A 13,159-nucleotide genomic window follows, 5' to 3' on the forward strand; every position below is an offset into this window, starting at 1 on the left:
GCACCAAAAGGTGCCCTTGTTGTTTCTGTTGCCCTTTACATAGCATCCCAATGGCCTGCCATGTCGAACGATGTCTGTTGATGGTGGCGGATGGATAGCAATGAGACTGTCCTGTTTACCAACACATACAGGATCAGGTAGTCAGAGGTCAGGTACTCGCGCAGTTCACCCAGCTCGGCGATAGCATTCAGTTTTTCACTCAGCCGCGTTACCGCTTGGACCCCCTGCACCGACCGGGTAGGGTGGCTCAGCAACAATCGCCCCATGCGCGGGAACAGCTCCAAATTTGGAACAATGGTGCCGGTCAATTCGCGAATCAGGACGTGCAGCGCTTCAGTAGATGCATGTTCAATAAGGAATACTTCAATTGCCGAAAGGTTTCGCGTGAAGTTCCTTGTAAGTTCTACTGTGCACGGATCTGTCGAAACATTCGACACCCGTTACCCCTTGCTCTCGGTAAGGCGGCGTTTGATAGCTTCAAGGGCTGTACGCGCATCTTCCACGTTGCCTGCCGCCACGTCGTCCAGACCTCTGCTCGCGTCTTCGAGCAGCAGAAGATGGATGCGTTCCCGCTCCAATTGGTGGTAATAGTCCAGGCGCTGCGCATCGATGATGGCCACGTAGCTTTCTCCATTCTTGGTCACGATTTTTTCTGCGCCGGCCTTCACTTGTTCAGCCAGCTCCGAGAGGTTCGCCCGGGCCTGGGATAACGAGACGACGTCACGTGCTGAGATGGCCATACCGCTCACCGAATGGAATGTGTGCGGAATTGTGTACGCAATAAACGCGTTGCGTCGAGTCTGAGTGTCGGTATTGACCCTCAATCTACCTACTAGTAGAGTGAGCGTCATGCATCCCGAACTGTCCCCCAAAGCCACCGAAATCGTCAGCCACGCCCGGGCCCTGCTCGAGGCGGGGGGCTACAACGGTTTCAGCTACGCCGACATCGCCGAGCGGGTCGCCATCAGCAAGGCCAGCATCCACCACCACTTTCCCAGCAAGGCCGAACTGGTACGCACGGTCGTGGTGCTGTATCGCGCCGAGGCGCGTGATGGCCTGGCTTTGCTGGACAGGCAGCTGGACGATCCCCTGCGCGAACTGCAGGCGTATGTGGGCTACTGGTCGGCCTGTATTGCAGGCGGTACATCCTCGTTCTGCATCTGCGCGATGCTGGCCGCGGAACTCCCGCTGATTCCGCCTGAGATCGCCACCGAGGTGCGTGGGCATTTCGAGGACCTGACCGGGTGGCTGGCACTGACCCTGGAGAAGGGCGCGGCGCAGGGCCAACTGCTGCTGCAGGGGAGCCCGGAAGACGAGGCCAAGGCGTTCATGTCCGCTGTCCATGGTGCCATGCTGGCGGCACGTGGCTTTGGCGACGCCAACACCTTTGCAGCGCTGGCAAAGCTCCAGATCGCGCGTTTGACCCGAGCAAACTGAAGCCACGACGGGCCTGCCATTGGCGGGCCTTTTCTAAAGACGAAGACCCTACCTACTAGTAGGTTTATTGCAGGCAACTGGAGATTCCGATGACTCACCCACTTTCTGCCCTCGGCGTACTGCACACCGCGCTCAGCCTGATCCCCCTGGTCGCCGGCGCTTACGGATTTGTCCGCCATCGTGCGATCGATCCAGCGACCAGGTCGGGCAGGGTCTACCTCGCCGGCCTCGTGCTATCGGTGCTGTCCTCCTTCGCCGTTTCAAGTACCGGAGGACTCAATCCCGGTCATGCGTTCGGTGTGGTGGTGCTGTTGATCGCTTTCGGCGGCGTACTCGCTGCCCGAATGCGCTGGCTGGGCAGACTCGCGCCGTACCTGTCGACGTTCGCGCTGTCTTTCAGTTTCCTGTTGTCACTGGTACCCGGCACCAATGAAACTCTGACTCGCTTGCCTGTTTCGCATCCCATCGCCACTGCCCCGATGGCCCCCGTGGTACTGCACGCGTTGCTGGGGTGTCTCGTGGTCTTCTTGGTGGGTTATTCCGCGCAATGCCGGCGGATCCGCGCCGGCAATGCCAAATAGCCGACACTTGCAGGTAAGGATGTACGGGTATAGGGTGACCAAAATATTGGACACTCAGCGAGTTTGCGCTGCCCATGAACCTCATCGACATCGGTAATGCTGTCCGGACCCGGCGTTCCGAGTTGGGTCTGTCCCAGGTGCAGCTCGCGCATTTGAGCGGGCTGTCGCGTCAGACCTTGGTTGGCTTGGAGAATGGCACCCTGAGCGACCTGGGGGTAAACCGGGTTGGGCAGGTAACGGCCGTGTTGGGCCTGGACAGTCCAAAGCTGGACACGCAGGCACGCCGCAAGAAGCGCGGCCTCTGGATGGCGGCCAAGACGGCTAGCGTCAGTTACACACGTGAGCTGATGCCTGAGGCGCTGGAGGAGGCATTGGTGAGTGGCGAAGTACCTGCTCCATTTGCTCCGCATGTGACATATCTGCTCGACGAGGCGCCCGTACCAGTTGTCGTAATGGCTGTGGAAGAGGCAGCCTCGCATGCGCAGTTGCCACCCAAAAAGATCTGGCGAAACGTGGCGAAGCTGGCCCGTTCCTTGTCTGTGCATCGCCGCGTGCTGTGGGCATGAAGGGAGAAGCTGTTCCCAAGGGCCCTGCAGTTGATTGACGAAATCAGCAGATATGGTGGGATTGCGGATCCGTTCTGGACACTGGGCGGAGGAACGGTGTTGATGTTTCGCTACAACCACCGGTTGAGCAAAGACATCGACATCTTCGTGCCTGACCCGCAGTATCTCGGCTTTGTCACGCCTCGATTGAGCGATGCGGCAGCAGACCTGACTCAGGACTACACAGAGCAGCCCGGCTCTTTTGTAAAACTTCAATTCGAGGAGGGCGAGGTAGACTTTGTTGCCGCCCCGAACCTGCTCGAGGACGCTTGGGACACGTGGGAGATCTGCGGTCGTTCGGTAAAAGTGGAGACTGCGTCCGAGATCATCGCCAAGAAGATGTACCACCGTGGTGACAGGCTGACGGCGCGCGATCTGTTCGACTTTGCTCTTGTGATCGAGCGTGAGCCTCAACAACTTCTAGCTGCGACGCCGTTCCTCCTGCGCCATCGAGAGGCATTCCTGTCGCAGATGCACGCGCCACATGCCAGCGTGCGTGCGGCGTTCGATGCCATCGCGGTCCTGGATTACACGGCAAGTTTCGAGCGTTGCGTGGCCCAGGTCGACGAGTTTCTGAGCGGTCTTTAGCTCGCCTGCGTGTCGCCCTCATAGGATGGGCGGTGCGCGCTTTGGTCGTGAAGGCAACGCCGGCCAACGGCCGGCGCTACCCATTCCTCACATCGACATCGCCGCCGACTTGCTGGCCGACCGCTGCTGCTCCTCACTCTGCTGCCGCTGCTGATCCAACGACTGTTGCTGGTTCTGCGTCTGCAACTGCTCCACACCGCGCTGCAACTCCGGCTGCGGCTGCGACACATCGGTCATTGCCCTAAACCCAGGCGTGTTGCCGACAACAAACAGTCGATCCCCATCCATCGCCACCGCGCTGATCTTGTCGGCCTGATCGATACCGCGCTGCTTGCTGGCGGTCACCGCACTGACCACGGCCTCGTCGGCCACCGATACAGGCGTGCCGGTTCGAATCCGCTCAAACATGGCCTTGTCCGAAGGGGCCATGCGCTGCAACGCCAGCTCCTGCTCCACAGTCCGTGCAGGAGCCGGCGGATTGAGGTAGTGCGGTGAACGATCATTGGCCAGCTCGCGCGAGGTCTCCTCGATCGGACGCGAAGACAACGCCCGAATGTCGATTTCAAAACGCCGCTCACCGGTCTGACCGGGCCGCGGGCGCTCCACCAGAGCGATCTCGCCCTGCGGGGATTTCTCCACGAAGGTGCGGTCCGGGTCCAGGCGCTCACGATTGGCAATAACGGATGTCGATGCTGCCAACCGTTGACTGTGTTCGCCGGTTGGCAAACCCTGTTGCGAGTCAAACAGTGAAACGCGGTCCATCATCTGCATGTACGTGCGGTTGCCCGGATGTCCCGGCTGGCGCATATCGTCGACCGGCATCGCCGCAGCAGTGGCCAACGGCGTGACGGCATCAGGCGTGTTCTGGGCTACCGCCGACACCTGTGCGGGTGCATCCGCCGTACGCGCGTAGTGCGTCTGGACCTGTAGATAGGTGGCGTCAAGTTCGTCACGCAGGTTGCCATTGGCCTTGGAGTCCCAGAACACGCCGTCGTGAGTCCATTCGCCATCCTTGCCGCGCTGGTAAGTACGACCATCGGAGGCCAACACCTGGTCGGTGTGGTCGCGCGCCCAGGTCACCGCGTCCGGCACCTTGCCGTGCTGCTGCCAGCCCAGCTGAGCGTGGGTGTCTTCATAGGTCTTCGCCATGGCGGCAGGGCTGCGCGATGCGTTGTAGGCAATCGTGCCAGCCGCATACTCGTCCAGATGCTTGGCCTTCTGCGAGTCGGCAAACTCGACCTGCACGTTCTTCATGCCGTGCTCCAGCTCCGAAACCACCACCTCGCGACGCCACACGCCGGTTTCGGGATTTCGCTCCCATGAGGCTGGGTAAATGCTGGGCGTATCGCGTGAGTCGCCCGGAATGCTGTAGGGAGGAATGGGACGATCCGGTTCGCCCAGGCGCAGTCCGATGGCTTCGCTGGATGCTTTGTAGTTCAGTTCCTGTGCCAGGGCCGGATCAGCCGTGAACTCCTGAGTGGGGCCGTAGATGGGCCGGTCCACCAGGGTGCCAACGCTGCCGATCACCTCGCGCTCGGTGCGGGTCCAGCCAGCGCTCGGGTTCTCCGGATCGAACGTCCACAGCTTGCCCGTGGCGTCGCGCTGATTGTTGATCTGGTAATTCTCGATCCACTCGACCGCAGCGCTTGCACCCATTGCGCCCACGCCGGCCCCGATGAGGCCGGTCACGATGGCCCCGGGTCCAGATTCGATACCGATCAGGGTGCCGACCTTGGCACCGACCACCGCGCCAGCGAAACCGCCGACACTGCGCGCACCAAAGTCGACGATGGCGGCCTGCGCACCTACCGGATTATCGCGCCCATAAAGGTCGGCGATCTTGCGGCCCTCGGTGACGGCTTCTACAGCGGTAACGGCGGTGCCGCCGATGGCCGCGCCACGGATCATGTTGGGACGGACGCGGACTTGGTGGTCCACCTGGATGGCGGTGGCGGTTTCGCGGGAGACGGCTTCGGCGACTTTGAGTTCTGATCGTTGAATCAAAAGTGCTTCAGCTGCGTTCGGAGAAACTTTGGTATTGTGTTGAATTGTGTCTGGGAGATCCTGATGCCAATTACGCATGGACTTCCAGCCATCGCGAAGCGTGTGCGTCAGGGTCGGGTCCCGGAGGCGGGCATCCCGCTCTGCATCGAGCGCAGTTCCGGGCAATCTTGAATCTTGACGATTGTTGTAGAGTTCTTCGCCTTGCCGATTGAAAAGTCGGATCTGTACGCCTGTCTCCAAGTGTACTTTGTCCAGGTTTCCCGGGAGAGCCTCGTAGACATGCTGCCGGACGGAGTCGGGGACGTAACGGCCGAAACCTAGCTTGTCGAGCTGACCCGCGAAACGGTTGTCGACGCCCAGCTCGCTCTCCAGTCGATGCGCTACCAGCCCGCGAACCTCAACGTCGTATCCCTTTGCCTTCAAATCATTAATTAGGTTTACTGCACCGTCGCCACTCCCCAGCGTGGTATCTACGACAAGATTGCGCCTTCCTTCAATGGCGGCGCTTCGAAGCTCCTTGTTCCATTGGCTTGCGTCCTCGTGAGTGTCGCCTGCCCAGAGGTAGGGGTTTGATTCGCGAAAGCGTTGTACGTTTGGGTGATAGCTACGTAGCTCGTCAGGGTCCAATGTGACAGAGTTTCCGGCAAACTCAACCTCAGCAGAGCTGGTCAGGCCACCCTTTCCTGCCCCCGGCTGTCCCGCAAGAATAATGGCGCGAGGACGTTCAATTGGGCTGGATTCCAATAGGCCGCTTCTGGGGATGATGCTCTCAGCGAGAACTCTCTGATGTTCTTGAGGGCTAAGTCGCGTATCGGGAGAGGTCATGAGAAATCCTTCCCGAAGTAGATGGCCAACGATTCATCGGTGATCCAATGCCTCTTCTGTCTAGCCATCGAGACCGCCAACTCTCTCCGACTTGCGAGATCGATGGCTGAGTCATCCTTGCTCGCTTCGGCCATCGCCAGGTCAGTGCGGGCTTCTGAAATGAACTCTTCAAGCTGGCCTTCTAGCATTGAGACGGCATCGTCGAACGGCATCAGCCTGATTTTTCTGGAGCGCTCGGCCGAGTACACAAGTACATCTTGAATGCGCTCGATCAGGTCCGGATAGGGCGCAAGCATTTCACGCAGCTTGAGGGGGACGGGGGGCAAAGAAGGACGAGACATGCGAAGAGTCCATTTCGTGTGAATGTGGAAATGAGGGGCGTGGTTAACTGGCAACGTGCCCAGAATGTCGTGATTTTGCCGCTATCCTGGGAGGAAGAGAACCTGCGGGCTCAAGCATGGGTTATGTGAAACCGGTAATGAAGTATGCATGGAATTGTTCATCGGTGATCCACAGTTGGGTGACCGCAGCCATGGAAACGGCTGACTTCTTCCGCTTGGCAGCGTCAATCATCCGTTTGTCTTCACCGGCCTCTGCCAACGTCAGTTCGTCGCGCGCCTCGTAGAGGAAGGTGCTGAGCCGTCCGTCGAGCGCAGATATGGCGTCGTCAAAAGGCATAAGAGGGACTCGGCGAGACCTTTCGGCGGAGCTGTTCAGTACTTGCTGAAGCCTCTCAATCAGATCTGGGTAATCCGCCAGCATCTCCTGCAGCCTCTTCGGTACCGGGGGGAGCGGGTAGCCGTGCATCGTCGGGTTCCTTCTCGCGTGCGCTTGGGCCGAACCTTAGCCGGTTTTGGTGTCCGCTGCGAGGAGCCCGATGACAGTACGGAGCCATGGGGCGGTAGAGTCGGTCGCAAGACGACTGTCGTGAACGCTTCAACGCCCGGTAACGCATGACGTTGAGCGCAGCCGTGCCGCCGGCCTTTGGCCGGCCCAGGCGTTGCTGAGGCCGGCCAAGGGCCGGCTTTGCGGTGTCGTTTTAGGGTCATGCCCCACCGAGCGCGGCGTTGTCCATGGCGGTCGTCTGTCGAGCGACCCTACCGGTTGGTCGGTATGTCTGTGTCATCGAACATGCCGGGGTTTCGACGCGCACGGCGCGTCGTTACGGGTGGTTGGGGCAGAGGGACCAGGCGGCTGCGCACTTGGTCAATCCGAACTCGCGGATGGCTTCGGCAGAGATGGGGTCCAGGTGCAGTTCCACGTACATCTCCATCAAGTCGCGCCACACGTAGGCCACGGTGTGCCCTTCGGCCAGCACGGCGTCCTGAAATTCTTCCAGCAGATCCAGTTGGGTCATCGTTCCAATCCTCGCCCGGGCGCAACGTGTGCGCCCGGGATTACGTAAGGTCAGGTGATTCTCGGACGAGTCGAATCGACACGCCGGGCTGATCAGCGCGAGATGTCGATCTCGCCGTCGGCGAAACAGATTTCGGTCTGCAATCCTCGGGCCGAGATCGTGGTCAAACGCTCGAGCGCGCCGTCCACCGTGATCAACACGGACGTCGCTGACGCTTCGACGGTCAGTCGTGCGCCGCTGCTTCTGAGTAACGGCGGGGGCGTGTCGTGCGCAACGGAAAGTGACGCGCTCTCATCGCAATGCGGGCAATGCTGAGAAGGGAAGTGCTGCAGATTGGGCACAGCGGCCCAGAGCTTCGGCATGGAAAGGCCTCCATCGGGGAAATCCCCTCGCCGGGAAGGCGAGGGGGTCGGGAGGTTCGAAGCCAACGCGGCGGTGGCGGGCGTATTTCCCCCGTTTGAGGGTGTTGTATTAGCCACCCTCCCGACCAGGGACGTACAAACAGTACTACCGCGAATGAGCTTCGACGCTCGGGGCGAACAATGCGCAGATTCGCGTCGAAAGAAAAGCCCATGGTTTTCAGACAATTCCTACGTTGCATTGACAATGCTGAGCGAACGTCGCAAATGGCGCGGAATTTTTGTGATTGCCGTTCCATAAATGGGCGAAATGCTGAAGAAGCGACACCGCATTGGCGAAAACGCACATGCGGGAATTCAACGTTTTGCAATTAGTTGCAGCGCCCGTTCCCCCTTAAGTGTCTGGAAGCGTCACGGTGAAATCTGCAGCCGCATTGCGCGACCTCCGTGACATGCGAGAGGTGCGCGGTAGGGTCGGTCGATAGACGACCGCAGTGAAGCTCACAGCGCCCAGTAACGAGTGACCAGTGGCGAAGAGGCGATCTGCAACCAGTTGCATAGGATGCAATCTGATACCGCGATCACATGTTCACTCTCGCAGCGTGAACCAGAATCCACGCAGTCCAGTTCAATTTCTTTCTGATGGGAGCAAGATCATGGAGTACCAGTTCACCCTCATCTATCAGGTCGCCGAAGATGAAGATCCTGGCTTGTTGGTTGAGCGGCTCGGCAAAGCCGGTCTTGACGATGCGCTTGTAGGAACTGCTCGACCGGGGCGGTTGGCGCTAGCGTTCTCTCGGGAGGCGGCAACGGCGTCATTGGCCGTGCGTAGTGCATTGGAGGATGTGGATGCGGCGCTGCCTGAGGCGAGGTTGCTTCAGGTGTTGCCAGTTATCGAGTGATGGTCCCTTGAAACGCGGTTTCGTTTTTTTGTCATGCGTTACCGGTTGGTGCGGCGTTCACGGCGGTCGTCTTTCGACCGACCCTACCGGTCCCACATGTCGCGATCGTGCGAGCGATCAGAGCGATCAGAGCGATCAGAGCGATCAGAGCGATCAGAGCGATCAGAGCGATCGGAGCGATCGGAGTCATCCGAGTCATCCGAGTCATCCGAGTCATCCCGGGCAATCGGGCCGCAGAAGACACTCAGGGCATCCCGGGCACAGTGAATCCCGCGCATGACATTGGGTTGACGTGACCCGCCCACCCCAACTTGACGCATCGTCAACCGTCCAACTCGCCAAGTTGACAGGCTACGGATTCAAGCCCAGCGCCCCAATCCCCACACTTTCCCCACTGCCAAAGCACACCGCTGCCGGCCTTGAATCCACCTGGGGAACCACATGATCAGCATTCCAGTTTCAGCCGCCTCCCACACCCGCTTCGTCCGCGTCTCGCGCTGGCTCTGCATCGTCGGTTACCTCATCGCGACGGCCGTCTTCGCGACCTCGGCGATCAGCGGCCACAACCAGGCGCAGGCGATCCTCAAGGACGCGGTGATGGTGCAGGCCCCGGTGAAGCTGGACATCATCGAGGAAAGCCGCCGCAAGGGCCGCACCACTTTGAAGTACCACTTCAGCTACACCTTCGAAGCCAACGGCGTGCCGTACAAGGGCGAGTTCACGACCGCCGAGGACAGCGCGGACCAATATCTGGATGAAGACGCGCAGGTGCAGGTCGCCTACGCCCGCAGCAACCCTGCCAACTTCGAACGTGCCGACCGCCTGCAGGGCATGCAGGGGCTGGGCGCGGTGCTGGGCCGCCTGTGCGTGGCGCTGGGCATGCTGGCGATCCTGGCCTTCATTGTCCACTTGTTGCTGACCCGCAAGCTGATCGTGCCCCGGGAGCCGGCCCTGCCGGCTGCCTGATCCAGGCAGCAGGAGGCCCGCGCGATGATGGTTGACACGGTTTCCGGCCACGGTAGGGTGGGCACACCTTCACCCTTCTGGTCTGTCTGCATGCCCGTTCCGGAGTTTTCGGACCTGTTGTCCCGCCACATGCGGCGGATCCGGGCCAGTGCAGGTGGGGTGGCCAGCGAAATCGGCATCAGCCGCGAGGCGGTCAACAACTGGCGCGCGGGTACCTCGCGCCCCAGTCGTCGCCATCGCGATCGCGTGTTGGCCTGCGCGAACTACCTGCGCCTGACCGAGGCAGAGTCCAATGCACTGCTGCAGTCGGCCGGATTCGAACCGGAGTTCCCGGCGGAAGGTGCCGAGGAACCCGCACAGTCGCCGCCCCCGCTCACGGTACCGGCCGCAGTCACCGCCTTGTTCGACCGCCTGCAGCAGCTGCGCCCGTACCCGGTGGCATTGCTGCTCACCCAGGCCCACTGGGGCCAGCCACCCGAACGCGCCGCGATGCTGGCCGAGGCCGCGCGCCGCTACGGCCAGGACCGCGTGCTGCACCTGCAGCCGCCGTTCCGGGCAGGCGAGGGCGACGAGGACTACTTCGCATTGCTGGCCGCGCAGTGTGGGCTGGACGGGGTGAGCTCCGATGCCGGCTTTGAAGTCGCACTGGCGAGGAGGCTGCAGCAGCCGGGGCCGCTGTTCTGTCTGGTCAGCCGCTTTGAACAGGGCGCGGCCGGTCCACGCGATGTGCTGGCCGGCATTCTGCGCAGCCTGAGCGAAATGCACAGCGGCAAGCTGCACCTGCTGATCTGTGGCGGTGCGGCGCTGGCCGATCTGAAGTACCAAGGGGGCGATCTGTCGCTGCTCAATATCGCCGCCACCGAAAGCTGGCCCGAACTCCGCGTGGATGACCTGCAACGGCACGCCACCGGCTTGCCCGAGCACGTGCTGCAGCGTGCGCTGCATGTGTCCGGCGGACATCCGCTGCTGGCGCAGGCCGCATTGAATCTGCTGGCGGGGCCGGGTGGTGAGGCGCTGGACGATGCCGCGCTCAACCAGACCTTGTCCACGCATCCCCGCCTGTGGGAAGCGCTGCTGCCGATCCTGCGCGAACCGGGTGCCCGCACTGCGGTGAACAGTTGGCTGCCACGCGAGCGCATCGCGCCAGCACGGCCATACCTGATGGATCCGCTGCTGCGCCAGTTCTACTGGGAGAACCTGCTGGCTTCGCGCAGCCACGCCGACGGTGCCTGGCTGGAATGGCGCTGCGAGGCCATCCGCCTGGCCGTGCAGCAGGTCAACGAAGGGCTGGAGGCCCAACCGGCATGATCGCGCTTGAAGGATGGAGTGCCTGGCGCTGGGTGAAACTGGCGCTGGTGGTGTCGTTCATCGGTTTCTTCGGCACGTTGTTCGTGGCCCCGTGGATCAACCCGTGGGTGCTGTGGAAGGTCAAACACGACGGCGAAAGCATGATGCTGATGCAGTCCGCGCGCATCGACACCACCTTGCTGCGCGAAGAAGCACATGGCCGCTGGCTGATGGACGGGCAGTGGCCGCAAGAGGTCCACGTGCCCGGCGTACACGACCCGGCCGAAGCCACGCTGTCCGCTGAACTGCCGGCCCCGTTCGTGCTGCGCCTGCGCTTCACCAACCGCTTCCCGGAGAACAGTGGCTTGCGCGGCACCGTCCTGGAGCACACGCTGGACCCTCGCACCGAGCGCTGGACCTGTCAGCCCGGCGATCCTTCGCCGCCATCGCGCTGGCTGGCAATGGACTGCCGCAGCAACAAGCCGTGGACGGCGGGGCAGTGGCTGACCTTGATCCTGGTGCTGTGCGTACTGGCCCTGATCGGCCTGGGTGTGATCTGGTGGCGACTGCGACCAGAAGTCGCCGACGTCGCGCGCGAGCCGCGCACGCTGCTGGACCATCCCCTGCAGCGTCTGCCCACCTTCGACCGCCAACTGGGCTGGCTGCGCCTGCGTGACCGCGTGCTGCAGCAGGCCGGCATTGCCGGCACCCGCTGGCGCGATGCACTGCGCCATGTGCAGGCCACGCCCAGCACGCGCGCCATACAGCTGGCGGCACGTATTGGCGCGGTGGACGCCGCCGCGCGCGACTGGCCATTGAACGGCACCGTGCGCGAATGGACGCTGCCGCCCACGCTGCCGATCGCATTGGAGAAGCTGTGGCTGTACCTGCCAGATCCAGCGCTGAGTGGCGAGGCCATCGTGCAGCAGCTGCGCAGCTTGCCCAACGGGCAGGACGTGGTGCTGGTCGTCAGCCCCTCCACCGCAACCGAAGCGGCGCTGATGCAGTACGCCGATGATCCGGCCAACCTGTGTGTCTGCCTCGACCAGGTCATCCAGACCCGATGGCTGCTGCAGCCGCGCGCGCAGGACACACTGGTTAGCCTGCTGGCGCAGCAGCTGAAGGTCACCCGCATTTCGCCCTACCAGACCCACGGTGGCATTACCCGGCCCAACGCTTTCTTCGGTCGCGAATCGCTGTTGGCGCGCGTGCTCAACCGTGAGCCCGGCAACTACCTCCTGGTCGGCGGGCGGCAGCTGGGCAAGACCAGTCTGATGAAAGCCATTGAACGCCGCTTCGACGGGCATCCGCGTGTGCACTGTCAGTACGTGGCATTGCGCGACCATCGATTGACGCCGCGGTTGGCACTGGAGCTTGGGCTGGCTGAAGACACCGGCATCGACGCGCTGGGCGCGGCCCTGTTCGAGCGGGCGCACGGTCGCAGCGTGCTGCTGCTGATCGACGAAACCGATCTGTTCCTGCGCGCCGAGGCCGGCAACGGTTACCCGCAGCTGGCCGCGTTGCGTGCGCTCAGCGAGGAAGGCCGCTGCCATTTCATGCTGGCTGGATTCTGGGATCTGTATGAAGCAGTGACCCTGGACTTCGCCTCGCCCCTGCGCAACTTTGGTGAGGTGATCCATATCGGCGGGCTGGAAGAAGCGGCTTGCCAGGCGTTGGCCACCGAACCGATGGGCCGGCTGGGTGTGCACTTCGCCAACCCGGACCTGCCGCAGCGATTGGTGGCTGCCTGTGGTCGTCGCGCCAACCTGGTTGCCATCGTCTGCCAGTACCTGCTCGGCCAGCTCGGCCGTGGCCAGCGGGTGATCGAGCCGGCGAATCTGCATGCCGCGCTCAGCGCCGAACCGGTGTTCGACGCCTTGGCCGGTTGGGCCCGGCTGAGTCCGGACCCGGTGGCGTGCCGGATCGACCGCATCGTGGTGTACCGCATTGCCAGTGCACAGCTGGGGCCGGGTGGGGCGCAGGGAGTTTCCCTGCTGCAGCTGCTGGCCGGGTTTGATGCTGCTGGAGTGAAGGTGGACCCGGAACAGCTGCGTCATTCGCTGGCGCGGTTGCAGCTGGCCTATGTGATCCGGCGTGAGAACGAGGGCGTGCAGTACGTGTTCGCGGTGCCGTTGTTTGCCACGCAGTTCCAACGGGAAGAAGTGGAGGCGCTGCTGCAGCGTGAGCTGCAGGCGGGCATCGCGCAATCGTGACGGACTGCCTACCTGCCATCCAGCGATTCTGAGAT

General features: G+C 62.1%; 15 protein-coding genes. 8 read left to right on the forward strand and 7 right to left on the reverse strand.

What is annotated here, in order from left to right; genetic code table 11:
• Positions 1–35: 35 nt before the first annotated feature.
• Together PDM29_RS15660 and PDM29_RS15665 are read right to left on the reverse strand one after the other, a co-directional pair.
• Positions 36–437, reverse strand: a complete 402-nt coding sequence (locus tag PDM29_RS15660) for a type II toxin-antitoxin system RelE/ParE family toxin (RefSeq protein WP_311190990.1) — start codon at positions 435–437, stop codon at positions 36–38.
• 3 nt (positions 438–440) lie between these two features.
• Positions 441–740 carry a type II toxin-antitoxin system Phd/YefM family antitoxin gene (locus tag PDM29_RS15665; RefSeq protein WP_311190991.1) on the reverse strand — a complete coding sequence of 100 codons (300 nt, stop codon included), beginning with the start codon at positions 738–740 and terminating at the stop codon, positions 441–443.
• 109 nt (positions 741–849) lie between these two features.
• Between PDM29_RS15665 and PDM29_RS15670 the strand changes: the two genes are divergently transcribed.
• The 4 genes from PDM29_RS15670 (at position 850) to PDM29_RS15685 (ending at position 3,211) form a co-directional block, all read left to right on the forward strand.
• Complete coding sequence (locus PDM29_RS15670) at positions 850–1,437, forward strand: TetR/AcrR family transcriptional regulator (protein WP_311190992.1); 588 nt, start codon at positions 850–852, stop codon at positions 1,435–1,437.
• Positions 1,438–1,526: 89 nt separating this feature from the next.
• Positions 1,527–2,018 carry a hypothetical protein gene (locus PDM29_RS15675; protein WP_311190993.1) on the forward strand — a complete coding sequence of 164 codons (492 nt, stop codon included), beginning with the start codon at positions 1,527–1,529 and terminating at the stop codon, positions 2,016–2,018.
• 74 nt (positions 2,019–2,092) lie between these two features.
• Positions 2,093–2,584: a helix-turn-helix domain-containing protein gene (locus PDM29_RS15680; RefSeq protein ID WP_311190994.1), complete on the forward strand. Its 492-nt coding sequence runs from the start codon at positions 2,093–2,095 to the stop codon at positions 2,582–2,584.
• Between the two features lie 30 nt (positions 2,585–2,614).
• On the forward strand, positions 2,615–3,211 hold the full coding sequence (locus PDM29_RS15685) for a nucleotidyl transferase AbiEii/AbiGii toxin family protein (protein ID WP_311190995.1): 597 nt from the start codon (positions 2,615–2,617) through the stop codon (positions 3,209–3,211).
• Positions 3,212–3,298: 87 nt separating this feature from the next.
• Here PDM29_RS15685 and PDM29_RS15690 read toward each other — a convergent pair whose 3' ends face one another.
• The 5 genes from PDM29_RS15690 to PDM29_RS15710 all read right to left on the reverse strand — a co-directional run bounded on the left by PDM29_RS15690 (position 3,299) and on the right by PDM29_RS15710 (position 7,759).
• The gene (locus PDM29_RS15690; RefSeq protein WP_311190996.1) at positions 3,299–6,040 is read right to left on the reverse strand and encodes a zeta toxin family protein; all 2,742 of its coding nucleotides are present in this window, start codon (positions 6,038–6,040) and stop codon (positions 3,299–3,301) included.
• The gene (locus PDM29_RS15695) at positions 6,037–6,381 is read right to left on the reverse strand and encodes a hypothetical protein (protein WP_311190997.1); all 345 of its coding nucleotides are present in this window, start codon (positions 6,379–6,381) and stop codon (positions 6,037–6,039) included. Before PDM29_RS15695 ends, PDM29_RS15690 begins: the two co-directional genes overlap by 4 nt.
• A 121-nt stretch (positions 6,382–6,502) precedes the next feature.
• Positions 6,503–6,847, reverse strand: coding sequence for a hypothetical protein (locus PDM29_RS15700; RefSeq protein ID WP_311190998.1), 345 nt, complete (start codon positions 6,845–6,847; stop codon positions 6,503–6,505).
• Between the two features lie 355 nt (positions 6,848–7,202).
• Complete coding sequence (locus PDM29_RS15705; protein WP_125359860.1) at positions 7,203–7,397, reverse strand: hypothetical protein; 195 nt, start codon at positions 7,395–7,397, stop codon at positions 7,203–7,205.
• Between the two features lie 92 nt (positions 7,398–7,489).
• Positions 7,490–7,759 (reverse strand): hypothetical protein, encoded by a 270-nt coding sequence (locus PDM29_RS15710; protein ID WP_311190999.1) that lies wholly within the window; start codon positions 7,757–7,759, stop codon positions 7,490–7,492.
• A 653-nt stretch (positions 7,760–8,412) separates the two neighbouring features.
• Here PDM29_RS15710 and PDM29_RS15715 point away from each other — a divergent pair.
• From PDM29_RS15715 to PDM29_RS15730, 4 genes are all read left to right on the forward strand, one after another.
• Entirely contained in the window at positions 8,413–8,658 is a 246-nt protein-coding gene (locus PDM29_RS15715; protein WP_311191000.1) for a hypothetical protein, read from the forward strand.
• A 441-nt stretch (positions 8,659–9,099) separates the two neighbouring features.
• The gene (locus PDM29_RS15720; RefSeq protein WP_311191001.1) at positions 9,100–9,624 is read left to right on the forward strand and encodes a DUF3592 domain-containing protein; all 525 of its coding nucleotides are present in this window, start codon (positions 9,100–9,102) and stop codon (positions 9,622–9,624) included.
• Positions 9,625–9,714: 90 nt separating this feature from the next.
• Complete coding sequence (locus PDM29_RS15725) at positions 9,715–10,932, forward strand: hypothetical protein (protein ID WP_311191002.1); 1,218 nt, start codon at positions 9,715–9,717, stop codon at positions 10,930–10,932.
• The gene (locus tag PDM29_RS15730) at positions 10,929–13,124 is read left to right on the forward strand and encodes a hypothetical protein (RefSeq protein ID WP_311191003.1); all 2,196 of its coding nucleotides are present in this window, start codon (positions 10,929–10,931) and stop codon (positions 13,122–13,124) included. The genes PDM29_RS15725 and PDM29_RS15730 overlap by 4 nt, the downstream gene beginning before the upstream one ends.
• Positions 13,125–13,159: the final 35 nt, after the last annotated feature.

The sequence above is a fragment of the Stenotrophomonas oahuensis genome (assembly GCF_031834595.1).
Taxonomy (GTDB): Bacteria; Pseudomonadota; Gammaproteobacteria; order Xanthomonadales; family Xanthomonadaceae; genus Stenotrophomonas; species Stenotrophomonas oahuensis.

Bases quoted from the DNA above. Each gene is read 5' to 3' on its own strand.
- PDM29_RS15730 (WP_311191003.1), top strand. From the start codon at position 10,929: ATGATCGCGCTTGAAGGATGGAGTGCCTGGCGCTGGGTGAAACTGGCG.
- PDM29_RS15715 (WP_311191000.1), top strand. From the start codon at position 8,413: ATGGAGTACCAGTTCACCCTCATCTATCAGGTCGCCGAAGATGAAGAT.
- PDM29_RS15700 (WP_311190998.1), bottom strand. From the start codon at position 6,847: ATGCACGGCTACCCGCTCCCCCCGGTACCGAAGAGGCTGCAGGAGATG.
- PDM29_RS15690 (WP_311190996.1), bottom strand. From the start codon at position 6,040: ATGACCTCTCCCGATACGCGACTTAGCCCTCAAGAACATCAGAGAGTT.
- PDM29_RS15720 (WP_311191001.1), top strand. From the start codon at position 9,100: ATGATCAGCATTCCAGTTTCAGCCGCCTCCCACACCCGCTTCGTCCGC.
- PDM29_RS15705 (WP_125359860.1), bottom strand. From the start codon at position 7,397: ATGACCCAACTGGATCTGCTGGAAGAATTTCAGGACGCCGTGCTGGCC.
- PDM29_RS15670 (WP_311190992.1), top strand. From the start codon at position 850: ATGCATCCCGAACTGTCCCCCAAAGCCACCGAAATCGTCAGCCACGCC.
- PDM29_RS15710 (WP_311190999.1), bottom strand. From the start codon at position 7,759: ATGCCGAAGCTCTGGGCCGCTGTGCCCAATCTGCAGCACTTCCCTTCT.
- PDM29_RS15725 (WP_311191002.1), top strand. From the start codon at position 9,715: ATGCCCGTTCCGGAGTTTTCGGACCTGTTGTCCCGCCACATGCGGCGG.
- PDM29_RS15680 (WP_311190994.1), top strand. From the start codon at position 2,093: ATGAACCTCATCGACATCGGTAATGCTGTCCGGACCCGGCGTTCCGAG.
- PDM29_RS15695 (WP_311190997.1), bottom strand. From the start codon at position 6,381: ATGTCTCGTCCTTCTTTGCCCCCCGTCCCCCTCAAGCTGCGTGAAATG.
- PDM29_RS15665 (WP_311190991.1), bottom strand. From the start codon at position 740: ATGGCCATCTCAGCACGTGACGTCGTCTCGTTATCCCAGGCCCGGGCG.
- PDM29_RS15675 (WP_311190993.1), top strand. From the start codon at position 1,527: ATGACTCACCCACTTTCTGCCCTCGGCGTACTGCACACCGCGCTCAGC.